The 22,277-nt window shown below is 70.9% G+C and carries 21 protein-coding genes, 1 tRNA gene and 1 pseudogene; 10 read left to right on the top strand and 13 right to left on the bottom strand.

Annotated features, from left to right (window positions below; translation table 11 throughout):
- Positions 1–4: 4 nt before the first annotated feature.
- Entirely contained in the window at positions 5–1,117 is a 1,113-nt protein-coding gene (locus DA075_RS02465; protein ID WP_099951853.1) for an aldo/keto reductase, read from the bottom strand.
- 142 nt (positions 1,118–1,259) lie between these two features.
- Here DA075_RS02465 and DA075_RS38480 point away from each other — a divergent pair.
- Together DA075_RS38480 and DA075_RS37340 are read left to right on the top strand one after the other, a co-directional pair.
- A pseudogene (locus DA075_RS38480) lies at positions 1,260–1,679 on the top strand (LysR family transcriptional regulator); the annotation flags it as partial.
- A gap of 83 nt (positions 1,680–1,762) precedes the next feature.
- Positions 1,763–2,146, top strand: a complete 384-nt coding sequence (locus DA075_RS37340) for a LysR substrate-binding domain-containing protein (RefSeq protein ID WP_164712192.1) — start codon at positions 1,763–1,765, stop codon at positions 2,144–2,146.
- A gap of 2 nt (positions 2,147–2,148) precedes the next feature.
- On the opposite strand, the gene DA075_RS02450 is transcribed toward DA075_RS37340, so the two are convergent.
- On the bottom strand, positions 2,149–2,676 hold the full coding sequence (locus DA075_RS02450) for a peroxiredoxin (protein WP_099951850.1): 528 nt from the start codon (positions 2,674–2,676) through the stop codon (positions 2,149–2,151).
- 525 nt (positions 2,677–3,201) lie between these two features.
- Between DA075_RS02450 and DA075_RS02445 the strand changes: the two genes are divergently transcribed.
- Complete coding sequence (locus DA075_RS02445) at positions 3,202–4,824, top strand: hybrid sensor histidine kinase/response regulator (RefSeq protein WP_099951849.1); 1,623 nt, start codon at positions 3,202–3,204, stop codon at positions 4,822–4,824.
- Between the two features lie 116 nt (positions 4,825–4,940).
- On the opposite strand, the gene DA075_RS37070 is transcribed toward DA075_RS02445, so the two are convergent.
- Both DA075_RS37070 and DA075_RS02435 read right to left on the bottom strand, forming a co-directional pair.
- Positions 4,941–5,879, bottom strand: coding sequence for a GNAT family N-acetyltransferase (locus DA075_RS37070; RefSeq protein ID WP_099951848.1), 939 nt, complete (start codon positions 5,877–5,879; stop codon positions 4,941–4,943).
- Positions 5,880–6,121: 242 nt separating this feature from the next.
- Entirely contained in the window at positions 6,122–7,030 is a 909-nt protein-coding gene (locus tag DA075_RS02435; RefSeq protein WP_099951847.1) for a DUF6662 family protein, read from the bottom strand.
- 307 nt (positions 7,031–7,337) lie between these two features.
- Here DA075_RS02435 and DA075_RS36335 point away from each other — a divergent pair, with 307 nt between their 5' ends.
- Positions 7,338–7,502 (top strand): hypothetical protein, encoded by a 165-nt coding sequence (locus DA075_RS36335; RefSeq protein ID WP_164712191.1) that lies wholly within the window; start codon positions 7,338–7,340, stop codon positions 7,500–7,502.
- Between the two features lie 172 nt (positions 7,503–7,674).
- On the opposite strand, the gene DA075_RS02430 is transcribed toward DA075_RS36335, so the two are convergent.
- The 3 genes from DA075_RS02430 to DA075_RS02420 form a co-directional block, all read right to left on the bottom strand.
- On the bottom strand, positions 7,675–8,217 hold the full coding sequence (locus DA075_RS02430) for a cyclase dehydrase (protein WP_099951846.1): 543 nt from the start codon (positions 8,215–8,217) through the stop codon (positions 7,675–7,677).
- A 39-nt stretch (positions 8,218–8,256) separates the two neighbouring features.
- A complete protein-coding gene (locus tag DA075_RS02425) occupies positions 8,257–9,429 on the bottom strand; it encodes a zinc-dependent alcohol dehydrogenase (RefSeq protein WP_099951845.1) in 1,173 nt (390 codons plus the stop codon).
- A 163-nt stretch (positions 9,430–9,592) separates the two neighbouring features.
- Positions 9,593–10,510, bottom strand: coding sequence for a 50S ribosomal protein L11 methyltransferase (locus DA075_RS02420; protein ID WP_099951844.1), 918 nt, complete (start codon positions 10,508–10,510; stop codon positions 9,593–9,595).
- Between the two features lie 288 nt (positions 10,511–10,798).
- Between DA075_RS02420 and DA075_RS02415 the strand changes: the two genes are divergently transcribed.
- A complete protein-coding gene (locus tag DA075_RS02415; RefSeq protein WP_099951843.1) occupies positions 10,799–10,978 on the top strand; it encodes a hypothetical protein in 180 nt (59 codons plus the stop codon).
- Between the two features lie 95 nt (positions 10,979–11,073).
- On the opposite strand, the gene DA075_RS02410 is transcribed toward DA075_RS02415, so the two are convergent.
- From DA075_RS02410 to DA075_RS02395, 4 genes are all read right to left on the bottom strand, one after another.
- Positions 11,074–11,850 carry an SDR family oxidoreductase gene (locus DA075_RS02410; RefSeq protein WP_099951842.1) on the bottom strand — a complete coding sequence of 259 codons (777 nt, stop codon included), beginning with the start codon at positions 11,848–11,850 and terminating at the stop codon, positions 11,074–11,076.
- Between the two features lie 185 nt (positions 11,851–12,035).
- On the bottom strand, positions 12,036–13,220 hold the full coding sequence (gene argE / locus DA075_RS02405) for an acetylornithine deacetylase (protein ID WP_099951841.1): 1,185 nt from the start codon (positions 13,218–13,220) through the stop codon (positions 12,036–12,038).
- 157 nt (positions 13,221–13,377) lie between these two features.
- On the bottom strand, positions 13,378–13,719 hold the full coding sequence (locus DA075_RS02400; RefSeq protein ID WP_099951840.1) for a DUF1491 family protein: 342 nt from the start codon (positions 13,717–13,719) through the stop codon (positions 13,378–13,380).
- 119 nt (positions 13,720–13,838) lie between these two features.
- Positions 13,839–14,042, bottom strand: coding sequence for a hypothetical protein (locus DA075_RS02395; RefSeq protein ID WP_099951839.1), 204 nt, complete (start codon positions 14,040–14,042; stop codon positions 13,839–13,841).
- A gap of 458 nt (positions 14,043–14,500) precedes the next feature.
- Between DA075_RS02395 and DA075_RS02390 the strand changes: the two genes are divergently transcribed.
- Both DA075_RS02390 and DA075_RS02385 read left to right on the top strand, forming a co-directional pair.
- Positions 14,501–15,667, top strand: a complete 1,167-nt coding sequence (locus tag DA075_RS02390) for an MFS transporter (protein ID WP_099951838.1) — start codon at positions 14,501–14,503, stop codon at positions 15,665–15,667.
- 28 nt (positions 15,668–15,695) lie between these two features.
- Entirely contained in the window at positions 15,696–16,766 is a 1,071-nt protein-coding gene (locus tag DA075_RS02385; RefSeq protein ID WP_099951837.1) for a spore photoproduct lyase family protein, read from the top strand.
- A 22-nt stretch (positions 16,767–16,788) separates the two neighbouring features.
- Here the strand turns inward: DA075_RS02385 and DA075_RS02380 are convergent, their stop codons facing one another.
- Positions 16,789–17,097, bottom strand: a complete 309-nt coding sequence (locus DA075_RS02380; protein WP_099951836.1) for an ETC complex I subunit — start codon at positions 17,095–17,097, stop codon at positions 16,789–16,791.
- Positions 17,098–17,123: 26 nt separating this feature from the next.
- Positions 17,124–17,200 (bottom strand) — tRNA-Pro (locus DA075_RS02375).
- Between the two features lie 523 nt (positions 17,201–17,723).
- On the opposite strand from DA075_RS02375, the gene DA075_RS02370 reads away from it, so the two are divergent.
- The 3 genes from DA075_RS02370 to DA075_RS02360 all read left to right on the top strand — a co-directional run bounded on the left by DA075_RS02370 (position 17,724) and on the right by DA075_RS02360 (position 22,277).
- The gene (locus DA075_RS02370; RefSeq protein WP_099951835.1) at positions 17,724–18,686 is read left to right on the top strand and encodes a hypothetical protein; all 963 of its coding nucleotides are present in this window, start codon (positions 17,724–17,726) and stop codon (positions 18,684–18,686) included.
- Positions 18,687–19,222: 536 nt separating this feature from the next.
- Complete coding sequence (locus tag DA075_RS02365; RefSeq protein WP_167456062.1) at positions 19,223–20,380, top strand: ISAs1 family transposase; 1,158 nt, start codon at positions 19,223–19,225, stop codon at positions 20,378–20,380.
- Positions 20,381–20,852: 472 nt separating this feature from the next.
- Positions 20,853–22,277: a phosphohexomutase domain-containing protein gene (locus tag DA075_RS02360; protein WP_099951834.1), complete on the top strand. Its 1,425-nt coding sequence runs from the start codon at positions 20,853–20,855 to the stop codon at positions 22,275–22,277.

The following is a 22,277-nucleotide window of genomic DNA, read 5'->3' as shown; positions in this document are numbered from 1 at the left end:
CTCGTCAGGCGGGCCAGCCCCGGATGTCGGCGCCGCCGAACACGACCTGGTCGCGCAGGGGCGGGCGCGACAGCCCGTAGAGCATCGGCTCGCGCCCGCCGCTCGCGGCCTCGAGCGCCGCCAGGTGCTCGGCCGACAGCGTCAGACCGAGCGCCGCCACGTTGTCGGTCACCTGCCCGTCCCGGCTGACCCCCATCAGGGTCGAGGCGACGCCCGGGCGTCCGATCACCCAGGCCAAGGCCACGCGGGCGGGGGTTTCGCCGGCCTCCGCGGCGACGCGCGTCACGGCATCGACGATCCGCCAGTTCCGCTCCGTGAACAGGTTGTCGCCGAAGGGATTGTCGCCGTCGAGCCGCCCGCCTTCCACGAGGCCCGCCGGCCCGTGTCCGGTGGCCTCGTTCGGCGGGCCGCTCCGACGCGGCGGGCCCGCCTCCACGGCGGCCCGATCGTACTTGCCCGTCAGCAGGCCGTAGGCGAGCGGGCTCCAGGGAACGAGGCCCAGGCCGAAGGCCCGGCCGAGGGGGACGTGCTCGCTCTCGACCCCGCGCTCGACGAGGGCGTAGAAGTATTGCAGCCCGATCGGCCCCGGCCGGCCGCGCAGCCGCGCCAGGGTGGCGATCTCCGCCACGTACCAGGCCGGCGTGTTCGACAGGCCCCAGTAGCGGATCTTGCCCGCCCGGATCAGGGCCGTCATCGTCTCCAGCAGCTCCTCGGCCGGCGTGATGCCGTCCCAGACATGGACCCAGTACAGGTCGATGAAGTCGGTGCGCAGCCGCGCCAGCGAGCGGTCGAGCGCGGCGCGGACGTGCCGGGCGCCGTTGCCGCCCTCGTGCGGACCCCGGCCGGTCGCGAAGCCGGACTTCGTGGCGAGCACCAGGCGGTCGCGCAAGCCGCCCTCGGCGACGAAGCGGCCGACCATCTCCTCCGAGCGGCCGCCCGCATAGACGTCGGCCGTGTCGATGAAATTGCCGCCGAGCGCGACGTAGCGGTCGAACACCGCGCGGCTGCCGGCCTCGTCCAGGCCCCAGCGCGGCGTGCCGAAGGTCATCGTGCCGAGCGCGAGCGGGCTGACGAGGAGCCCGGACTGGCCGAGGGGGCGGAGGGATCGAAGGTCCATCGAAAGGTCCTGTCTCGTCGGGACGGTGCTCCGGCCGCGAGGGTCCGCGGCCGGTCACCCGGAGGGCGCACCGAGGATGGACCGGCGGAGGGCCGCGGATTAGACGGGGCAGGCCGCACGGGTTGCTGAAGGATTCTCAGCCGTGGATCGTGATCTCTGGTCCGGGCTCGCCGTCTTCGCGGCCATCGTCGAGGCCGGCAGCTTCGCGCGGGCCGCGACCCGGCTCGGCCTGTCGGCCTCCGCGCTCAGCCATGCCATGCGCACGCTCGAAGCGAAGCTCGGCACCCGCCTTCTCGACCGGACCACGCGGTCGCTGGCGCCGACGCAGGCCGGCGCGGACCTTTTGCTGAGCCTTCGCCCGGCCATGGCCGCCGTCGACGATGCGCTCGGCGCCCTGGACTCGACCCGCGCGCGGCCCACCGGCCGCGTCCGGGTCAACGCCCATCGGCCGGCGGCCATGCACGTCGTCCTGCCGCGCCTTCCCGGCTTCGCCGCCGCCTATCCCGACGTCGCGGTCGAGCTCGTCGTCGATGACGGCCTCGTTGACATCGTGGCCGGCCGGTTCGATTGCGGCGTCCGGCACGAGGGCGAAGTCCAGCGGGACATGATCTCGGTCCGCATCAGCGACGCCTTTCCCTCGCCTTCGTGGCCGCCCCCGCCTACCTGGCGGCAAGGGCGCCGCCGGAGGCGCCCGACGATCTCGGCCGGCATTGCTGCCTCTGCTACCGCTACACCTCGTCCGGGACGATCCACGTCTGGGAGTTCGCGAAGGACGAACACCGTTTCGCCCGCACCGTGCCGGGCTCGTTCGTCACCAACGACGTCGACCTGATGCGGGATGCCGCCGTCTCGGCCCTCGGCGTCGCCTGCCTGCCGCGGCCTTGCGTCGATCGCCAGATCGAGAGCGGCGCGCTGGTCGAGGTTCTCTGCGGATGGGCGCCGGTCCTGCCGCCGAACCAGCTCTACTATCCGAGCCGGCGCCAGCCGACCGCCGCGTTCCGCGCCTTCGTGGAGGCGCTGCGGATCTGACCCTACCGGCTCCTCAGGTAGTCGAGCATCGTCCCGGCATCCGAGACCGTCAGGCCGACCCCGGGCGGGTCATCGCGAAAACCTGGCTCGGCGAAGATCTTCCGGATCGTGCCGTCCTCGACATGCATGGAGTAGCGCCAGCTGCGCATCCCCATGCCCTGGCGGCCGCGCTTGACCAGCATGCCCATCTGGCGCGTGAAGTCGGCATTGCCGTCGGGCAGCATGAACACCTTCTCGATGCCCTTCGAGCGCGCCCACTGGTACATCACGAAGGCGTCGTTGACCGACAGGCAGATCACCTGATCGATGCCGAGCGACGCGAAGGCGTCGGCCTGCTGCTCGTAGCCCGGCAGGTGGTCGTCCGAGCAGGCCGGCGTGAAGGCGCCGGGCAGCGCGAACAGCACGATGTTGCGGCCGCCGAACACCTCGGCGGAGGTGAGGTCCTTCCACTCGAACGGGTTGGGACCGCCGAGGGCCTCGTTCCTGACGCGGGTATGGAAGGTCACGTCCGGGACGCTGGCGGGCTGCATCGAAACCTCTTGGGTGCGGGGAATCTTGGGCGAAACGTGTCTCGGGCGAGAAGAATCGTGGACGAGCGAAACGTGTGCCGCGAGCCTAAGCATCATTCGCCGAACTGGTCACCGGTTCGGCGGCAAAAATGATGCAAAAACCAGGAACTGAGCAGAGTTGCCCCGTGCACCTCTGCATAGCCCCGCGACGGGCCGGCGGTCACGGCGAAAATCGCCCTTGGCCGACGGCGGGCCGCGCGCCGGATGGCCGGTCCCAAGCAGCGGTCATCCCGAGACCGGAGCGCAGACGAAGCGGACATCCAGGGTTGAGGCGGACCCGTCGCCGCCAGACGAGTTCGGCCGCTGCCCGGTCACGTCCCGGCTCAATGCGTTCCGCGATGCGGCCGCGACATAGTCGCGCTTCTGGAAATCGTGCACTATCCTTTGGGGCCGGTTGATATCGGTCGCCGGCGCCTATCTGATCCCGGGCGACTGAGACCGGACCGCGGTGCCGCGTGGCTCAGCCGGCGGCACGGGGGCTCCTGAATGGCGGACATCGCAGAGAAACCGGATCTCGGCGGCCTCGGGCCCGCCGTCACCGGGCGCGGTCCGCGCGCCGTCCACGACACCCATTCGGACATCTTCTTCGCCGCCGTCGAGACGACGCGGATGCCGATGATCGTGACCGACCCGCACCAGCCGGACAACCCGATCGTTTTCGCCAACCAGGCCTTCCTGCGCATGACCGGCTACCGGCCGGAGGAGCTGGTCGGCACCAATTGCCGCTTCCTGCAAGGACCCGAGACCGACCGCGAGACGATCTCGGAGGTGCGCCGCGCCATCGCCGAGCGGAAGGAGATCGCCACCGAGATCCTGAACTACCGCAAGGACGGATCGACCTTCTGGAACGCGCTGTTCATCTCGCCGGTCTACGACAAGAAGGGCGAGCTGGTCTATTTCTTCGGCTCGCAGCTCGACGTGTCGCGCCGCCGCGACGCCGAGCTGGCCCTGCACCAGGCACAGAAGATGGAGGCCCTGGGCCAGCTCACCGGCGGCATCGCGCACGACTTCAATAACCTGCTCCAGGTCATCAGCGGCTATACCGACGTGGTTCTGGCGCTCGCCGAGCATCCGAAGATCGACGCGACGCGGCTGACGGGTGCCGGCGCGGCGATCCGCGCCGCGACCGACCGGGCCGCCCGGCTCACCCACCAGCTCCTCGCCTTCGCCCGCAAGCAGCGTCTCGACGGACGGGCGCTGAACCTCAACAACCTCGTGCGCGGCATGAACGAGATCACCGGGCGCACCCTCGGCGACCACGTCGTGGTGCGCACGGACCTCGCGCCCGACCTGTGGAACTGCCGCATCGACCCGACCCAGGCCGAGGTGGCGTTGCTCAACGTGCTGCTCAACGCCCGCGATGCGATGCCGGGCGGCGGCACGGTGACGATCCGGACCGAGAACCTGACCATCGACGACGAGATGGCCCTGCTGCTGATGCTGCGGCCGGGCCCCTACGCGGTGGTGCACATGCAGGATACCGGGCTCGGCATGCCGCCGGAGATCCTGGCGCGGGTGATGGAGCCGTTCTTCACCACCAAGGAGGAGGGCCGCGGCACGGGTCTCGGCCTCGCCATGGTGTACGGCTTCGCCAAGCAATCCGGCGGCACGGTGCGGATCACCTCCGAGCTCGGCCACGGCACCACCGTGCGCCTGCTCTTCCCGGCCACCGACCAGGCGGTCGCCACCGAGCGCCGCCCGGCGCCGCGGGCCACCGACCGGACCGGCACCGAGACCATCCTGGTGGTCGACGATCGCCCGGACGTCGCCGCCACCGCCAAGGTGATCCTGGAGGATTTCGGCTACACGGTGCTCGTCGCCCATGGCCCCCAGGAGGCGCTGGACCTCCTCGACGCCGGCGGCAAGGTCGACCTGCTGTTCTCCGACCTGATCATGCCCGGCGGCATGAACGGCGTGCTCCTCGCCCGCGCGGCCCGCGAGCGCCAGCCGCGGATCAAGGTGCTGCTGACCACCGGCTACGCCGAGGCCTCGATCGAGCGCACCGATGCCGGCGGCAGCGAGTTCGAGATCATCAACAAGCCCTATCGGCGGATGGAGCTGGCGCGGCGAGTGCGCCTGACGCTCGATGGGCCGACGGGGGTGGGGTGACGGCACGGACGAGAATGCGTGGGCGGCGAGAGAGCGTGGGCGGCGAGAGAGCGTGGGCGGCGAGAGAGCGTGGGCGGGAAGGCGGGCACGGCGCGATGCCGGGCCCGCCTCCCGGCTCAGAGCGTCTTGGAGAGATAGATTCCGACCCCGCCCCTGAACGGCTCCTCGCGCTCGACGACGAAGCCAGCCCGCCGGTAGAAATCGACGTTGCCGGCGAAGGCCTGGTTCGTGCCCAGCCTGACCGTCATATGTCCGAGCGCCCGCGCCATGTCCTCGGCGTGCCGCAGCATCCGGCGGCCGAGCCCCTGCCCGTGACAGGCGGGAGAGACCGCGAGGTTCTCGATCCAGAGGTGATCGGCACGCGGGATCGTCTCGACCAGGGCGACGAGCGCACCGTCCCGCTCCAGCAGGTCGAAGCGGTTCGTGCGGACCGCGAGCGCGTAATCGGCGGTCATCGGCGTGGGCTCCCGCCCGATGATCGGGACCCATGTCGCGTAAGCCGTCTGCACCAGCGCCTCGATCCGCGGCACGTCCTCCTTCGTGGCGGACCGCAGCCTGTCAGGCACGTGCCCATCCGGATCGGCCGCGACCGCCGTCACCTCGACTTCGACCAGCGCGTCCGGACGCGCCAGGCCCGCCACGACGAGGACGGTCACGGCGGCGGGCGCCTCGGAAGCCCAGCGCGCCCGGCGCACCTGGCCGAGCATCGGCAGGTCGCCGGCACGGGTCAGGAAGAACGTCGCCTTGGCGACGTCCGGCAGCCTCATCCCGGCAGCAGCGAGCGTCGCCTCGACGTTGTCCATCGCTCGGGCTAGCTGATCGGCGAAGCCCTCGTGCATTCGCCCGTCCGGGGCGACGCCGAACTGGCCGGAGACGAACAGGGTACGGCCGGGCTGAGCCGCGCGGGCATGGGTATAGATCGTGCGGAACGGCTCCGGCACGGTCCAGACGGTCGGCGGGTTGATGATCGTCACGGTCGTTCGCTCGGCCTTGAGCCCCGGCCCCGAGAGATCGGGCTCCGCCGCACGGGGCAGGTGACGCCCCGCCGCGCCCATGGCCGCGAGGCTCGGGAGGACGCGATCTGGTGTGGGTCGCCGAGCGAGCGGCGCGAGGACCGCTCAAGCTGGCAGGGAGCTACACGCCCCCGTCACGCCGACCGCGTCGAACGCGGCGTCGGCCTCGGACGATCATCGTCTGACGGGTCGGGCTCATGCGGCGATGCTAGGGGCAATCTCTCCCAAGGGCAACCGAAACCGGTCGCGCGGCCCGCGCCGCGACACGCTCGATCCACGGGGCTTCAGAAATTGTAGCCGACCCGGAGACGCATCTGGTGCCGGTCGAAGCTCGACAGGTCGAGGGGGCCGGGCTCGTCCGACGCCCGGCCGGCGACCTGGACGTTCCAGGTGAACGAGGCCCAGGCCTGGGGCGAGAGGGTCGTGTAGAGCGTCGGCCCGAGATAGACCGCCTCCCCGGCGAGACGGCCGAAGGCCAGGCCCTCGTAGGTCCGGGCGTAGCGGGCCTCGGCCCCGACGAAGAGGCCGGGCCGGACCTGATAGGCCAGGGCGCCGGCCGCCTCGAGCCCCGATCCGCGGATCGGTTCGTCCAAGGCACCGAGCCGCGTCGAGGAGACGCCGAAGCCCAGATTGACCGCTGCGACCAGCCTGCCGGGGATCAGCTCGCGGTCGGCCAGGAGGCCGAGATCGGTCCCGACGCTGCGCGCGGGGGCACCCGAGCCGCCGTCGACGGAGCCGTAAGCCGGCACGATGCTGAGCGTGAGGCCGACCGGTGCGGCGCGGCGGTCGAGCAGGCGCAGGCGGGACTCGAGGAAGCCGCCGTTGAAACCGCCCGTGGTGCGGGCGGGGGTGCCGATGTCGTAGGCGTTGAAGGTGACGCCGGGGGCGAGGCGAAGATCGGCCGTCAGCGGCATCTTCAGGGCGAGGCCGCTATCGACCGCGAGGAAGCGGCCGAGGCGCTTGCCGAGCCGTCCGCTCGTCTCCCATTCCAGCTCCATCTCGCCGGGCACGCCGAGGTCGCTGCCCTCGGTGAAGCCGAACAGATGCTCGCTGTCGAGGTCGCCGGGCGTCAGGTTCTCGGCGGCCGTGGGCAGGGATTGGGCCTGCACGGGCGGGACCGCCGATGCGGCCGCGAGGCAGCCAAGGACGAGGCTGGCGGCGCGGAACGGGAGCGGGGAACGGGCGCGATGCATCGCAAGGGCTCATCATTATAGCTTGTGCTATAATTAATAGGTATGGCCATTTCCCCCGTCAACGGTCTCGCTCCGGATGAGATCGATGGCGTCAGAGCCGCCGCCAGGGTTCGTCCTCGTTCCGTGGCGGACCATGGACCGTGGCTCGACACCAAGATCTGTCCATTGCCCTGCGACAACGAACAGCGCCTGACGGAATGTCGCGCTCCGGTCCGCGCAGTCGTGCAATTCTCACAGGAACCCGCATTCGGATCATATGTTATCGAACCACTCACCGCGGCGCGCCGCAGATCATGGAGATACGGACATGGCGGACAAGAAGCAGCAATCTCAGTCGAACAATACTGACGATAACACCCGCCACAACCATAAGAACCCGGATACCCCGAACCAGGGCACCGTCCAGCACTCGGATGACGGCCGCCTGAAGGAGAACCGCGACAAGGGCATCCATCGCGGCGACAAGGAGTGAGGTTTCTCCCTTGACGGGAACGGGAGGACCGCCGCGAGGCGGTCCTTTCGCTGCGTGCCTCACGGTTTTTGCTTGACCAGCTCGAACAAAGCGCGGGCGCGCCTCCCCTCTCCCGTGTCGGAGAGGAGAGCCAGCGCCCTATTTTTCTTGCGCAAATCAAGTGGAGATGACGTCAGGCCGCTGGCCGCCCGTCGCGCCAGGGGCGCAGCGGGCCGGGGATGCGGAAGTCCCGCGGCACCGCGAAGTCGCGGGCGGCGCCATGGGCGGCGGCGAGGCCGCGGGGATAGCCGCTGCGGTTGTGGTACTCGTAGGTCCCTCGCGGCGCCGGGCGCTTGTCGGCCGTGAGGCCCTGGACGCAGACGATGTCGGCCAGCGTCACGCCGGCCACTGCCGCGGTGGCGAGCGCCAGGGTGCCGGCGCGAGGATTGTCGCCCTCGAAGCCGGTCGCGAGCGTGGCGAGGTCCAGGGCATCGCCCGCGACCCGGCCCCAGATCCACGGCGTCGGATCGTGGCTCATCAGGATCGCAGCGCCGGTGGCGACCTCGCGGGCGCCGTAGGCCTGGATCAGGGCCTCGCGGCCCTCCAGGCCCAGCGCCCGGCACAAAGCCCGGGGCGCCAGGATCTCGGCGAGGCCGAGGCCGATCGAGAACCAGCCGAGGCCGCGGGCGAGGGCGTCGTGCGCGGAGCGGGAGCGGGGATCGACGGTGCGTGTCATGGCTGAGTGACTCATGGTTGGATCCTCATCGCTGGATCGTCATGGCCGGATCATCACCTTGATGCAGCCGTCCTGCTTGTCCCGGAACGTCCGGTACATTTCCGGCCCCTGCTCCAGACCCACCGTGTGGGTGATGACGAAGGACGGGTCGATCTGCCCCTCCTCGATCCGCCGCAGCAGGTCGTCGCTCCAGCGGTTGACGTGGGTCTGGCCCATCCGGAAGGTCAGGCCCTTGTTCATCGCCGCGCCGAACGGAATCTTGTCGATCAGGCCGCCATAGACGCCCGGAATCGACAGCACGCCGGCCGGGCGGCAGACCATGATCATCTGGCGCAGCACGTGCGGTCGGTCGCTCTCCAGCATCACCGCCTGCTTGGCGCGGTCGTAGATCGCATCGAGCGAGGTGGTGGCGTGAGCCTCCATCCCGACCGAATCGATGCATTTCTCCGGCCCCTTGCCGTCGGTCATGTCGTTGAGCCTGGCGACGACGTTCGACTCCTCGGTGAGGTCGATCGTCTCGGCGCCGCCGGCCCGCGCCATGGTCAGGCGCTCCGGCACCCGATCGATGGCGATGACGCGCTTGGCGCCGAGCAGGATCGCCGAGCGGATCGCCATCTGGCCGACCGGGCCGCAGCCCCAGATCGCCACATTGTCCTCCGGCTGGATGTCGCACTGCACCGCCGCCTGCCAGCCGGTCGGGAAGATGTCGGAGAGGAAGAGCAGCTTCTCGTCGGGGATGCCCTTCGGCACCTTGATGTGGGTGGCGTCGGCGAAAGGAACCCGCAGGTACTCGGCCTGACCGCCGGCATAGCCGCCGGTGAGGTGGGTGTAGCCGAACAGGCCTGCGGTGGTGTGGCCGAAGGCGGCCTCGGCGAGCTTCTTGTTGCGGTTCGAGCGCTCGCAGACCGAGAAGTTGCCGCGCTTGCACTGCTCGCACTGGCCGCAGATGATGGTGAACGGCACCACGATCCGGTCGCCGACCTTGAGCGCCGTGTTGTCCCGGCCGACCTCGACCACCTCGCCCATGGTCTCGTGGCCCATGATGTCGCCCGATTTCATGCCCGGCATGAAGTGGTCGTAGAGGTGCAGGTCGGAGCCGCAGATGGCGCAGGACGTGACCTTGATGATCGCGTCGCGCCCGTCCTCGATCGTCGGATCGGGAACCGTGTCGCAGCGGATGTCCGCAGTGCCGTGCCAGACGAGGGCCTTCATCGCTGATCGGTCTCCGGGGCTCGTCGTGCCGCGGAGACCGGGATTGGCAGCCCGCGCGCACGGACCGTCCGCCGGCCGGGATGCTCATACTCCCTACCGGTAGGCGGCTGTGCTCGGACAACCGATCAGCGTCGGGGCTGTTCCTTGAACGATGATGCGCGGCTCAGCGCGGGCGGGCGGCGCCGCCGCCGCGGCGCAGCTCCAGGGTGGCCCAGCCCTCGATCAGGCGGCGCCGGCGCAGGCGGAACCCTTGAGCGGCATAGGCCGAGAGCACGCCCGGCACGTCGCGGGGGATCAGGCCGGAGAGCACCAGGGTGCCGTCCGTCGCCACCGCGCGGGCGAGGCTCGGCGCCAGCCGGGTCAGCGGCCGGGCCAGGATGTTGGCGAAGACGAGGTCGAAGGCGCGGGTATGGCGGGCGAGCGGGTGTCGCAGGCCCGGCGCCTCGTAGAAGGCCATCAGGTTGGCGAGCCCGTTGAAGGCGGCGTTGGTCCGCGCGGTCGCCACAGCCTCCGGGTCGAGGTCGCCGGCGACGACCGTTTTGTGCAGGAGGCGCGCGGCGGCCAGGCCCAGGATGCCGGTGCCGGTGCCGACATCGAGGATGCGGTGGGGCCGGCGCCGTTTCACCTCGTCGACGAGGGCCATGAGACAGCCGAGCGTGGTGCCGTGGTGACCGGTGCCGAAGGCGAGCGCCGCCTCGATCTCGATCGGCAGGTCGTTCGGCTGCACCCGCCCGCGGTCGTGCGAGCCATGGACCAGGATGCGCCCGGCCCGCACGGGCTTCAGCCCCTCCAGGGAGGCGCGCACCCAGTCCTGCTGGTCGATCGCCGCGAAGGTCGCCCCGTCGGCGGCGTCGCCGAGGATCGGGCGGATCAGCTCGCGCACCGCCTCCTCGTCCGGCTCCTCGGAGAAGTAGGCTTCGAGGTGCCAGGTCTTGCCGTCCTCGGCCTCGAAGGCCGCGACCGCGGTCTCGGTCGGGTCGAACACCTCGCCGATCAGGTCGGTCATGGCGCGGGCCGCGCGCTCGTTCGTATCGAGACGCAGCACGTGGGTCGGGCGGTGGGGCGGCAGGCCTTCGAGCATGTCCGCGCCAATAGCATCCGGGCCGGCCGCCGTCACCGCCCCGTCACGCCCGCGCGGCATCTCTCTTGCGGCGCGATGCCCTCCGCCGCCCTCGCCCGGTGTGGCAAGGGCGACGCGGTCGGTCTGTCGCGACGGAATCGTCGCTCAACCCCGCGGAACCGGCGCGGCGGGTCGGCGTTCATAGCGGCGCCGGTCGCCAGAAGCCGGCCGTTGAAGGATCGTACGATGCGTACCCGAGTTCGCGAGCAGGGTCGGCCGGATGCCTCCGCCGGGTCGGTTCAGACTCCCGTGCGGGAACTTCCCGTCCTGCGGGACACCACCCTCTGGCGCCGCGCGGCGCCGCTCACCGCCGAGGATACGGCCCTGCCGGGCCGCATGCTCATGCTGCTCAGCCGGCTGCACCGGAACGAGATGCAGCGGATGGCCGAGTCGGACGCGGCCGGCGCCGCCCCATCGCAGGGCGCCTGAGCGCGATCCGCGCCGGCCCACGGCTTCGGGCGACCGCCCGGCGATCTCCCGAAGCCATCGACCCGGATCGGGTCCGAGGGTCACACCCTCGAAAGTCACGCACCCAAGCGCGATCCCAGGCGGGCATCCGGCACGTAGCCGCGGTTCCAGGTCGGGCTGATCACCACCTCGTTCAGGCAGACATGCTTCGGGCGCGTCGCCACGAACAGGATCAGCGCCGCCATGTCGTCGGGCTGGAGCATGCGGGCCCGGTCCTCAGGCGTCACCGGCACCGGGCGCTTGTCGAGGATCGGCGTCGCGACCTCGGCCGGGCACAGGACCGTCGAGCGGATGCCGTTGACGCATTCCTCCATGTTGATGCTGTGGCTCATCGCCACCACGGCGTGCTTGGCCGCCGTGTAGGCCGGCCCGCTGACCGGGCTGACGAACCGCCCGGCCCAGGAGGCGGTGTGGATCAGGACGCCGTCGCCTTGGCCACGCATCAGCGGCAGCACCGCGAGGGAGGCGTAGAAGGCGCTCGACAGGTTGGCCTGGATCACTTCTTGCGCGCCGTCCGGCGACAGGGCGTCCCAGCGCCGCTCGCGCACGTTGCTGCCGGCATTGCTCACCAGCACGTCGAGCCGGCCGAACCGCGCCGCGATGCCCTCGACGATCGCCCCGATGCGGGCCGCATCGGTGACGTCGCCGGGCTCGACCACGGCCTCGGCCCCGGATTCCGCGATGCGCGCCGCCAAGGCGCGGAGCGGCTCCTCCCGGCGGCCGGTCAGCACCACCCGGGCACCCGCCCCCGCAAGGGCCAGAGCCGCCGCCTCGCCGATGCCGCTGCCCGCGCCCGTCACCCAGGCGACCTTGCCGGCCAGATCCTGCGTCATGTCCCGTCTCCTCCCCGTTCGGCGGTCCTTCGCCCGTGCCAAGGAACCCTTCGCAAGGGACCCTTGCGAAGGGTTCCTTGGCAAAGAGTCCCTTGCAAAAGGTCGGGCCGCCCGTCGCCCGTGTCTGCCAAGGTCCGGCGGCGCGGCGCAAGAGCGGGACCGAGGAGGTGTGGCGGAGGGATGTCCTACGCGCAGCTCTCCGCGATCAGCCGGCGCAGGAAGGCGGCGCATTCCGCGAGTTCCGCCGTCTCGACATACTCGTCGGCCTTGTGGGCGCGGGCGATGTCGCCGGGGCCGATCACCACAGAGGGGATGCCGCCGAGGCTCTGGAACAGGCCGGCCTCGGTCCCGAAGGACACCTTGGCGTGAGCGTTGCGGCCAGCGAGGCGCTTGGCCAGGGTCACGAGGGGCGCGTCGGGGGCGATGTCGAGGCCAGGATAGTCGATCACCGGCTCGACCGTGAGGCCGCAGGCCGGATCGCGCGCCTGCATTTCCGGCACCAGCACGTCGCGGGCATGCGCCAGCACCGTTTCGGCGAGGGCGCGGGGATCGTCGGCGGCGATGGCCCGGAACTCGAACCCGACGGTGCAGCGGTCCGGCACGATGTTGAGCGCCGTGCCGCCCTGGACCAGGGCGGTGAGCCCGGTCGTGTGGGGCACGTCGTAGAGGTCGTCGCGGGCGCCGTCGCGGCCGAGGCCCTCGGCGGTCAGCCGCACCCGGTCGATGAAGCGGGCCGCGTACTCGATGGCGTTGACCCCCGTGGGGGCCAGCGCCGAGTGGCAGGCCTTGCCCCGGAAGGTGGCCTTCGCGCCGTACTTGCCCTTGTGGCCGATCACCACCGCCATGCCGGTCGGCTCGCCGACGAAGCAGCCGAGGGGCTGAACGCCCCGCTCGCGGAGATGGGCGATGAGCGGCCGGACGCCGAGGCAGCCGATCTCCTCGTCGTAGGAGATGGCGAGGTGCAGCGGGCGGGTGAGCGGGGCCGCCGCCATCTCGGGCAGGAGCGCCAGGCAGACGGCGAGGAACCCCTTCATGTCGGAGGTGCCGCGGCCGTAGAGGCGCCCGTCGGTCTCGGTCAGCCGGAACGGATCGTGCGTCCAGTCCTGACCCTCCACCGGCACCACGTCGCTGTGGCCCGACAGCACGTAGCCCGGCCGATCCTGCGGCCCGACGGTGACCCACAGGGCCGCCTTCTGCCCCGTCGCGTCCACGACCCGCTCGACCGCCGCGCCGTGGCGGCGGCAATAGGCCTCGACGTGATCGACGAGGGGCAGGTTGCTCGCGGAGCTGACCGTCTCGAAGCCCACCAGGGCGGCGAGGAGATCCGTGATGGCAGACAGCGTGGCGGCGTTGGGTTCGGAGGACGTCATGGGAAGCGTGCGGGCCTGACGGAGCAGTGCGGGGACGACGACCCCGCAAGGCGGGCAGGGCCGATGCCACCGCGTGACGGGTGGCCCTTCCTTATGCCCCGTTCCGGCGCCGGCGGACAGCGGGCCGTCCGATCCCGACAGGCTCGCCCAAAGGGGGCTACTCCGTCAGGTCCAGGAAATGCCGCCCCTCCCGGTCGTCGATCTCGACGATCCAGAGGTCGGAATCGAACCGGATCTCACGCGCGAGGCGAGCCTCGACGTCGGGCGGCAGCGCCTCGCGCATCAGGGTCTCGAAGCGGCGGACGCCCTCCTCCGCTCCCTCGAACAGGGCCTGGGGCGCCGGACCGTAGAGGTCGGCGCGTCCGTCGAGGCGGTCGACCTTGACGAAGATCGCGCCGGCCTCCGACGCGCCGCGGCGGCGCTGCACCGCACTCACCCCTTCGACCGCGCAGCGGCGCAGATGGGCGGCGACCCAGAAATCGGAGCGCAGGCGTGCCATCGGGCGGGGCGTCCTCAAGATGTCCGGTCGTCGCCGGACCCTCATAGGACAGCGCCCGATCGCGGGGCAATCGGGCGCTGCGTCGAACGGTGAATGGGCGGCGGTCCGCCGTGCCGAGGTCAGGAGGCCTGCGCGGCGACCCCGTCGAGCTCGGCCAGGTCGGCCCGCTCGCGCCAATCCTCGACGCCGTGCTGGCGCGCGAAGCGCAGGGCAGCGGCGCGCATCGCCCGCTCCGGATCGCGGGCGCGGGTGATCTCCACGGTCCCGACGGTGAACGGGACCCCGAGGATCTGCTTGGCGAACAGCACGCGGTACTGCGACATCGTCCGTCTCCCTAGGCGGTGGATCGCGTCGATGGCGGGATGAATCACCGCTGACAGGCCCTGAGACGAACCCGGCTCCCGAGGCGACCGCGCCACGGCCATCGGCCGGGACCAGGGACGACGAACGCCTCCGTACGTCGTCCCGATTCGCGCTTCGCCCGTCAGGGAGCCGATCGACCGCGATCGGAAAAAAATATCGGCGCGTTCCACGCCGAAGCAAGCCGGCATTTCCGGCCTACCCGATGCACCATGTGGCGATGATCCCCGCTCACGGAAGGTGCCTCACGGGCGTGTGATCGCGCCTCCGCCCCACGAAGCGGCATGTCCGCAGGGCGGATCTCCCGTGCGGGCAGGCCCCATGCTGCAGCGCGGAAACCCGCTATGTCGGACCCGCATCCGCCCGAGATGGGCCCGTCCCGGACGGGCCTCTTCAAGCCGCGCTCACGCAGGACGCGTTCATGCCGCCCCTCTCCGCCGCGACCCGCCTGAGCCTCAGCCTGATCGCCGGCGGGGCGGTCGCCAACATCTACTACAACCAGCCGCTGCTCGGGCTCCTGGTTCAGGTCTTCGGCCACGACGCCTCGGTGCTGGTGCCGACCGCGACGCTCGCCGGATACGGGCTCGGCATCCTCGGCCTCGTCCCGCTCGGCGACGCGCTGCCGCGCCGCACTCTGATCGTCGGGCAGCTCCTGCTGCTCGCCGCCGTGCTGGTCCTGGCGGCGACGAGCACCAGCCTGACCGTCCTGGTATCGGCGAGCTTCCTGATCGGGGTGCTCTCGACGGCGGCGCAGCAGGCAGTGCCCTTCGCCGCCGAGCTGGCGCCCGACGCGGTGCGCGGCCGGATGGTCGGCCAGGTGATGACCGGCCTGCTGCTCGGCATCCTGCTCGCCCGGACCCTGAGCGGCTTCATCGGCGCGTGGCTCGGCTGGCGGGCGGTCTTCGTCGGGGCGGCCGGGCTCTCGGTGGCGCTCGCCGGCCTCGCCTGGCTCGGGCTGCCGAGGACGCCGCCCACCGCGCGCATCGGGTACGGCGCGCTGATGGGCTCGATCCTCGACCTGGTGCGCCACCAGCCGGTGCTGCGCCGGGCTGCGCTCGCGCAGGCGCTGCTCTTCGCCGCCTTCAACGCGTTCTGGACCACCCTGGCGCTCCTCGTCGAGGCGCCGCCCTTCGGGCTCGATCCCGCCGGGGCCGGCCTGTTCGGGCTGATCGGCGCGGCGGGCGCACTCTGCGCGCCGGTCGCCGGGCGTTTCGCCGACACGCGCAGCCCGCGGCCGGTGCTGATCGGCGGGGCCGCGCTGACGCTGGCCGCCTTCGTGGTGTTCGGCCTGTTCGGCGGGGTCTCGCTGGTCGCGCTCGCGGTCGGGGTGCTGCTCATCGATATCGGCATCAACACCGCGCTCATCGCCAACCAGACCCGGGTCTACGCGCTGGCCCCCGGCGCCCGCGGGCGGATCAACACGGTGTTCTTCACCGCGATCTTCGCCGGCGGGGCGCTCGGCGCCTCGGCCGGCACCCGGGCCTTCGCGGCCGGCGGCTGGCCGGCGCTCTGCGCCGTCGGCGGCGCCTTCGCGGCGGCGAGCCTGCTCGTGCCCCTGCTGGAGCCCCGCGACCGCCCTAGATCCTGAGGCCCGTCCCCTCGGCCGAGCCCGTCCTCTGTCTCATTCACCCGCCCGACTTCTCGCCATCGACACGATCTACCACGAGCCCGCGATCGAGACATTCGCCCGCGGCCGGGAGATCCTGGGGCGCTTCCCCGGCGCACGGCGGATCGCGGTGCCCTCGCACTGGAACATCCCGGAGCTGCACGGCAATGCCGGCTCGGTCGAGGACTGGGTGCGGATCAAGCGCTCGACCCTGGTGCTCGGCGTCAAGAAGGGCCTGACCTCGCGGCCGAACGGCCGCAGCGCCCATTTCATCGCGCCGTCGAGCTCCAACGGCTGCGCCATGGCCTGCGCCTATTGCTACGTGCCGCGCCGCAAGGGCTTCGCCAACCCGATCACCCTGTTCGTCAACACCGAGGCGATCGGCCGGGCGATCCGGCGCCACGCCGCCGCGCAGGGCCCCCTCCCCGCCCCCGACCAGATCGACGACCGGTTCTGGGTCTACGACATCGGCGAGAACGGCGACCTCTCGGTCGATGCCCTGGCCTGCGACAGCGTGCGCGACCTCGTGGCGCTGTTCCGCGACACCCCGAACGCCAAGGCGTCGTTCGCCACCAAGTTCGTCAACCGCGACCTGCTCGCCTACGCGCCCGAGGGCAAGACCCGGATCCGCTTCTCGCTGATGCCCGAGCGCATCGCCCGGGTGGTCGACGTGCGCACCTCACCCATGCCGGAGCGGATCGCGGCGATCGACGACTTCGTGGCGGCGGGCTACGAGGTCCACGCCAACTTCTCGCCGGTGATCCTGTACGAGGGCTGGGAGGACGATTGGCGGGCGCTGTTTCGCGCCCTCGATGCCGGGATCGGCCCGGCCGCGAAGGCGCAGCTCAGGGCCGAGATCATCTTCCTTACCCACAACGCCGCGCTGCACGACGTGAACCTGCGCTGGCACCCGAAGGCCGAGGCGCTGCTGTGGCGCCCCGACATCCAGGAGACCAAGCGGTCCGAGGGCGGGATGGAGAACCTGCGTTACCGCAGCGGCTGGAAGGGCCGCTGGCTCACCCGGTTCGAGGCGCTGCTCGCCGAGGAGCTGCCGTATTGCGGCGTGCGCTACGCATTCTGAGGCGGGCGCCGCATCGCCCGCCTCAGTGCGTCCAGGGCGCGGTGCGGTTGTACTTGAAGTTGTCGGAATAGGAGAGGCCGCGGCGCAGGGGCACCTGCGGCTCCTCGACCCGGTAGGCGATCCCCTCGCGTGTCGCGTAGGCGATCGCCTCCTCCTTGGTGTCGAACTCGAGCCGCACCTGCTGCAGCATGTCCGAGGACGAGGTCCAGCCCATCAGCGGCTCGGTCTCCCGCGGGCTCGTCTGCTCGAACTCCAGCGTCCACTGCTTGGTCCGGGCGAGGCCGGACTGGGTCGGGTCCTTGGCAGGGCGGAAGATGCGGGCGGTCGACATCGCAGGCTCTGATCCGTGGAGGTGGATGGTCGGGGCGGCCGGATTCGAACCAGCGACCCTCTGGTCCCAAACCAGATGCGCTACCAGACTGCGCTACGCCCCGACAGGCTCTAAGGCCGTTGGTTCTCTAGCGATTTGACGGGTCATGTGCAAGCCGCAACGCTGGTCGGAATGCCAGCGGAAGGGGCTCGTCGGGACTGCGTCGGGACACCGGTCTCCGACGACATCACCGACGGACGTTCTCCAGCTGTTCGCATGGCATGAGGCCGTGTGGCTTCTTCCCTTCCACCACCCTCCTCGCATGGCCTCGCGACCTCGCCATCCTCTCGCCCGGTGCGCCACCCTGTCCCGACCTCCACCCGGACGAGCGGGCCGAGACGCACCGGCGCTGCTGCGAGGTTGTCGACCGATGGGGTGCGCGAGGCGTGAACGGAGCCCGAATGCGCCATTCCGCAGGGATCGATCGGATTTGGAATGACGCGGGGTGCGGTCGATCCGAGCGAGATGGTCAAGGGACGGTAAGGCATGGCGGCCGAAGCCCGGCTGCTCCAGTTCGAACGGTAAGAGTCCGTTCACATCGAACCTTTCGCTTAGGCAGCATGACCTAGCTCCAGGCGACCGCCCTCATGCGCTTCCTTCTCGCACCGGCCCTGCTCGTGGCCGCATGCTGCTCCTCCCTTGCCGCCGCACCCTCGCCGTTCCGCGCGGCCCTCGCGGCAGCCGGCGGCTGCGGCGCGCACCGCGCCCTCGCGGAGGACAGGCTCGGCCGGCTCAGCGCCGCCACGGCGGCGGCCGTGCCGCAGGGCGAGGCCGACCTGTTCGGCAAGCCGGCCGGGGAGTGGACCGAGGACGAGATCCGCGACGCCCTGTCCGCCTTCGCAGCCTGCGAGATCCGCTCCGGGCCTGCCGGCACTGGCCGGAGCGAGCGCCTCGCCCGCGACCTGCGCGGCCTCGACACGGCCCTGCGCCGGGCCATCGTCGTCGCGCACGCCCGCGCCCCCGTCGAGGCGGGCGCGGAGCGGGCGCCGCACGGGTCCGGCCGCGGTGGTGCGCCGACCGGGTCCGTCCGGCTGCGGCAGGGCCCGGCCTTCGCCCCCTCCCTGCGGAGCGGCGGCGGCGCAATGGAAGTCCTGCGACCCGGCGCGGCATCCGGCGACACCCCGCCCGCGGACGCGCCACACGCGCTCGCCGTGCCGGCCGCCCTCCCCGATGCATGGGATGACGCCCCGACCGTCCGGACCTGGCGCACGCAGCCGCCGGCCGCCGATCCGGCGCTGGCCGCGCCGCCCCGCTCCGCGCTGGCGCCCGTCGCCGCGCACCGGCCGCCGACCCAGCGGACGCAGTGCCCGGTCAGCCTCGGCGCCTTCGATCTGCTCCAGGCGGAGATGCGTCTCTCCGAGGTCGAGGACCTGCTCGGCTGCCGCGGTACCATCGACGCCACCGCGATGATCCCCGGGCTCGGCACCTTCGAGACGTATCTCTGGTCGGACCGCGGCAGCGGCGCCACGGTCACGCTGGTCTTCCAGAACAAGCGCCTGCGCTCGAAGGCGCAGCGCGGCCTCGGCGCGGAAGCCGGACGCGGCGGCTGAGGGCCTGGGCGGGATCCCGGGCGATCGCTTCCACGACAACCGGCACACGGCCGCGACACGGATTCTGCGGGCTTCCGGCAACCTGACATCGCGAAGGAATTGCTGCGCCGCGCCAGCCCCGGCGCGACAGCGGCGAACGCGCACGTGATGCGGAGCGACGCGATGGAGGCGATGGAGCGGGCAGCGCGAGCGGGCGCAGCTGCGACATCGATCCCCGACGACGCAGCCACGGGGAAGAAGAAATCCTGATCTATCAGGGCCTTGCAAGGGTCGCCCCATGGGGGCCGAACCCGATGCGCGACGAGGCTGCGCGACGCCCCGACGCGGGCAGATGCCCCTGCCCCTGGGTTCCTCGTGAAAATCCCCCGGACACGCAGGCGGCGCGGCGGGGACGGAGCGCCCAAGGTGCTCGGAACGCCGCTTCGAGGCAACGGATCCCGGGAACATCCCCAGGGCAATCGGGTGAATGCGGGAGGTGACAAGGACCGGAAGCTCTGAATCGGTCGTCCGCCACGACGTGGTTTAGGAGGCGGGCGATGGACGAGGCGAGCGAGCCGGTAGCGGCGGTGTTCGAGGCGACGGTGTTTCTCGATCATTTCGCGGACCTGCCCGATCCGCGCCAGCCCGGCAAAGTCGCCTATCGCCTGGACGAGGTTCTGCTGCTGGCGTTGCTGGCCATCCTGGCGGGGGCTGAAGGCTTCACCGATATCGCCCGGTTCGGTCACACGAAACTCGACCTTCTGCGCCGATTTCTGCCGTTCCGGAACGGCACGCCGAGCCACGATCATCTCGGTGACATCTTCGCGGCGCTCGATCCCGTCGCATTTCGACGCTGCTTTGCGGCCTGGGCCGCGACGCTGACGCAAACGCCGCTCGACGTGATCGCGATCGACGGCAAGACCTCGCGGCGCTCGGGCCGGGCCGGTGCGCGAGATGCCCTTCACGTCGTCTCCGCCTTCGCCGCACGCCAGCGGTTGGTGCTGGCCCAGACCAAGGTGAGCGGAAAGTCCAACGAGATCGCGGTAATCCCGGCCCTGCTCGACCTCCTGTCGATCGAGGGGGCGATCGTCACCATCGATGCGATGGGCTGCCAGCGTGCCATCGCCCACAAGATCCTCGACAAGAAGGCCGACTATGTCCTGGCGCTCAAGGGCAACCAGGGCACGCTGCACGAGGACGTCACGCTCTTCGTCGAGGAACAGAAAGCTCGGGACTTTGCCGATTGCACCGTCAGCACGCACGAGACCGTCGAGGGCGATCACGGGCGGATCGAGACCCGGCGCGTGACTGTCATCCATCAGGTCGCCTGGCTCCAGGCGCGCCACGCCTGGCCGGGGTTGAAGAGCCTCATCGTCGTCGACAGCACCCGTGACTTGAGCACCCGTGACCCGGTAAACAGGATCGAGCGTGAGACGCGCTGCTATCTGACCTCGTCACCGCTCGGCGCCGACCGCCTCGGGCCTGCCGTCCGGCAGCATTGGGCGATCGAGAACGGCCTGCATTGGATCCTCGACGTCACCTTCCACGACGATCAGTCTCGCATCCGTACTGCTCATGCCCCCGAGAACATGCTGACGGTCCGCCACATCGCGGTGAACGTCGCAGCCCGCAAAAAGGGCAAGGATTCCATGCGCCTCGCCCTCAAAACCGCAGGCTGGGACGACGACTACCTCGTCAGGCTCGTCGCACCATGACCCTTCACCCGATTGCCCTGGGAACATCCCGGAGCGGGTTGCGCAAAAGCCTGATGCGCGCGTGCTCGGATTCGCGATAGGGAGAATGCCATGTCCCCTGCCCGCCCCGCCGCACTCCTCGCCCGGTTCCGCGGCCTCGCCAGCCTTTCGCCCGGCGTTCCTCCCCGTCCCGGCCTCCGCACCGACGAGTGGGCCAAGGCACGCCGGCGATGCGGTGAGTGCGTCGAGGGCGGGCGGTCCATGGGCGAGACGTGGCAGGTCGCGGCCGGCGTAGCGCGGCCAAAACCGAGTGGGACGCGATGATCTCGATCCGAGCGACCTCAGCCAGGGCTTGCCCTCCGGCTCCTTGCGCGGTCACCACGATGGCGCCCTCCTCACGACAACATGGAGCGACACGCACGCACGTCGCGGGTCGAAGCGGCAGCGAACCCCGACATCGCGTTCTATTTCGTCATTCCGCAGGTGGATATTCATGAGCAGCTTGAAATTCGGAACGTCTGGACTGCGCGGCCTGGTGACGGATCTCGTCGGCGGGCCCAGTTACGCCTATGCGGCGGCGTTCTTCGCCTCCGTGGGCGGAGAGGCCGGCGCGGCCCGCGAGGTGGTGATCGGACGTGACCTGCGCAGCAGCAGCGCGGAGATCGCCGCCACCGTGGCCACGGCCGCCGCCGCGGCCGGCCTCGCCGCGATCGATTGCGGCCCGCTGCCGACTCCCGCCCTCGCGCTCGAGGCGCGGCAGCGCGGATGCTGCGCCGTCATGGTCACCGGCAGCCACATCCCGGAAGATCGCAACGGATTGAAGTTCTATCGCCCCGACGGTGAGATCACCAAAGCCGACGAAGCCGCGATCCTGGCAGCACTCGGCACTGTCGCGGCGGGCGCTCCTCTTCCTCCGGCCGTTCCTGCCGAGCCGGAGCCGGATGCCATCGCGCGCTATCGCCGTCGGTACCTCGATGCGTTCAAGGCGGACACCCTGTCCGGTCAGACGATCGCCGTCTACCAGCAGAGTTCCGTCGCCCGCGACCTGCTCGTCGACCTGCTCGAGGCCCTGGGAGCCGACGTCTCACCGATCGGCCGGTCCCAGACGTTCGTCCCGATCGATACCGAGGCCCATCGGCCGGAGGATGTCGCGTTCATCCGCGACGTCATGGCGTCCGGCCAGTTCGACGCCCTCGTGACGACCGACGGCGATGCGGATCGCCCCCTGATCGCGGATGGGACGGGCCGCATCGTGCGAGGGGATGTTCTCGGGCTCATCACTGCCCGGTACCTCGGCGCCGATACGGTCGTCGTTCCCGTCACGGCCGGCTCCGCCATCGAGCGCGCCGGTGGCTTCCGGCAGGTGCTGCGCACCAAGGTCGGCTCCCCCTTCGTGATCGCCGGCATGGAGCAGGCGCAGCTGGACGGCGCGACGATCGTCTGCGGCTTCGAGGCCAATGGCGGGTTCCTGCTCGGGTCGGACAGTCCCGTCGGCGACAAGATCCTTCCGGCCCTGCCGACGCGCGACGCGGTCCTCCCGATCCTCGCGACCTTGGCCGCGGCACGCCAGGCCGCCATGCCGCTCGCCGACCTCGTGGTCACGCTCGATGTGGGCGAGACGGCCAGCAACCGGCTCCCCAACGTCGCCGCGGAGCGCAGCGGCGCTCTCCTTGGGCAGCTCAAGGACGAGGCGTTCCGCCGCGATTTCCTCCGCCCGGTCGGGGAGCCGCGCGCGGTCGACGAGCAGGACGGGGTCAGGATCGAACTCGACGGCGAGCGGACGATCCACTTCCGCCCCTCGGGCAACGCGCCGGAACTCCGCTGCTACGCGGAGGCGAAATCCGCCGAGGAGGCCGAGGACCTGGTGAGGTGGGGCCTCGCGGCGGCCGCCGCCGCGATGGAGCGAAACGCGGGATAG

Origin of the sequence: Methylobacterium currus, from assembly GCF_003058325.1 — a bacterium.
GTDB lineage: Bacteria > Pseudomonadota > Alphaproteobacteria > Rhizobiales > Beijerinckiaceae > Methylobacterium > Methylobacterium currus.
This window is presented reverse-complemented; position numbering and strand designations above follow the sequence as displayed.

Bases quoted from the DNA above. Each gene is read 5' to 3' on its own strand.
- DA075_RS02465 (WP_099951853.1), bottom strand. From the start codon at position 1,117: ATGGACCTTCGATCCCTCCGCCCCCTCGGCCAGTCCGGGCTCCTCGTC.
- DA075_RS02435 (WP_099951847.1), bottom strand. From the start codon at position 7,030: ATGCATCGCGCCCGTTCCCCGCTCCCGTTCCGCGCCGCCAGCCTCGTC.
- argE (WP_099951841.1), bottom strand. From the start codon at position 13,220: ATGACGTCCTCCGAACCCAACGCCGCCACGCTGTCTGCCATCACGGAT.
- DA075_RS37070 (WP_099951848.1), bottom strand. From the start codon at position 5,879: ATGGGCGCGGCGGGGCGTCACCTGCCCCGTGCGGCGGAGCCCGATCTC.
- DA075_RS02410 (WP_099951842.1), bottom strand. From the start codon at position 11,850: ATGACGCAGGATCTGGCCGGCAAGGTCGCCTGGGTGACGGGCGCGGGC.
- DA075_RS02400 (WP_099951840.1), bottom strand. From the start codon at position 13,719: ATGGCACGCCTGCGCTCCGATTTCTGGGTCGCCGCCCATCTGCGCCGC.
- DA075_RS02380 (WP_099951836.1), bottom strand. From the start codon at position 17,097: ATGTCGACCGCCCGCATCTTCCGCCCTGCCAAGGACCCGACCCAGTCC.
- DA075_RS02420 (WP_099951844.1), bottom strand. From the start codon at position 10,510: ATGCTCGAAGGCCTGCCGCCCCACCGCCCGACCCACGTGCTGCGTCTC.
- DA075_RS02450 (WP_099951850.1), bottom strand. From the start codon at position 2,676: ATGCAGCCCGCCAGCGTCCCGGACGTGACCTTCCATACCCGCGTCAGG.
- DA075_RS02395 (WP_099951839.1), bottom strand. From the start codon at position 14,042: ATGTCGCAGTACCGCGTGCTGTTCGCCAAGCAGATCCTCGGGGTCCCG.
- DA075_RS02445 (WP_099951849.1), top strand. From the start codon at position 3,202: ATGGCGGACATCGCAGAGAAACCGGATCTCGGCGGCCTCGGGCCCGCC.
- DA075_RS02390 (WP_099951838.1), top strand. From the start codon at position 14,501: ATGCCGCCCCTCTCCGCCGCGACCCGCCTGAGCCTCAGCCTGATCGCC.
- DA075_RS02425 (WP_099951845.1), bottom strand. From the start codon at position 9,429: ATGAAGGCCCTCGTCTGGCACGGCACTGCGGACATCCGCTGCGACACG.
- DA075_RS02360 (WP_099951834.1), top strand. From the start codon at position 20,853: ATGAGCAGCTTGAAATTCGGAACGTCTGGACTGCGCGGCCTGGTGACG.
- DA075_RS02370 (WP_099951835.1), top strand. From the start codon at position 17,724: ATGCGCTTCCTTCTCGCACCGGCCCTGCTCGTGGCCGCATGCTGCTCC.
- DA075_RS02430 (WP_099951846.1), bottom strand. From the start codon at position 8,217: ATGACACGCACCGTCGATCCCCGCTCCCGCTCCGCGCACGACGCCCTC.
- DA075_RS36335 (WP_164712191.1), top strand. From the start codon at position 7,338: ATGGCGGACAAGAAGCAGCAATCTCAGTCGAACAATACTGACGATAAC.
- DA075_RS02365 (WP_167456062.1), top strand. From the start codon at position 19,223: ATGGACGAGGCGAGCGAGCCGGTAGCGGCGGTGTTCGAGGCGACGGTG.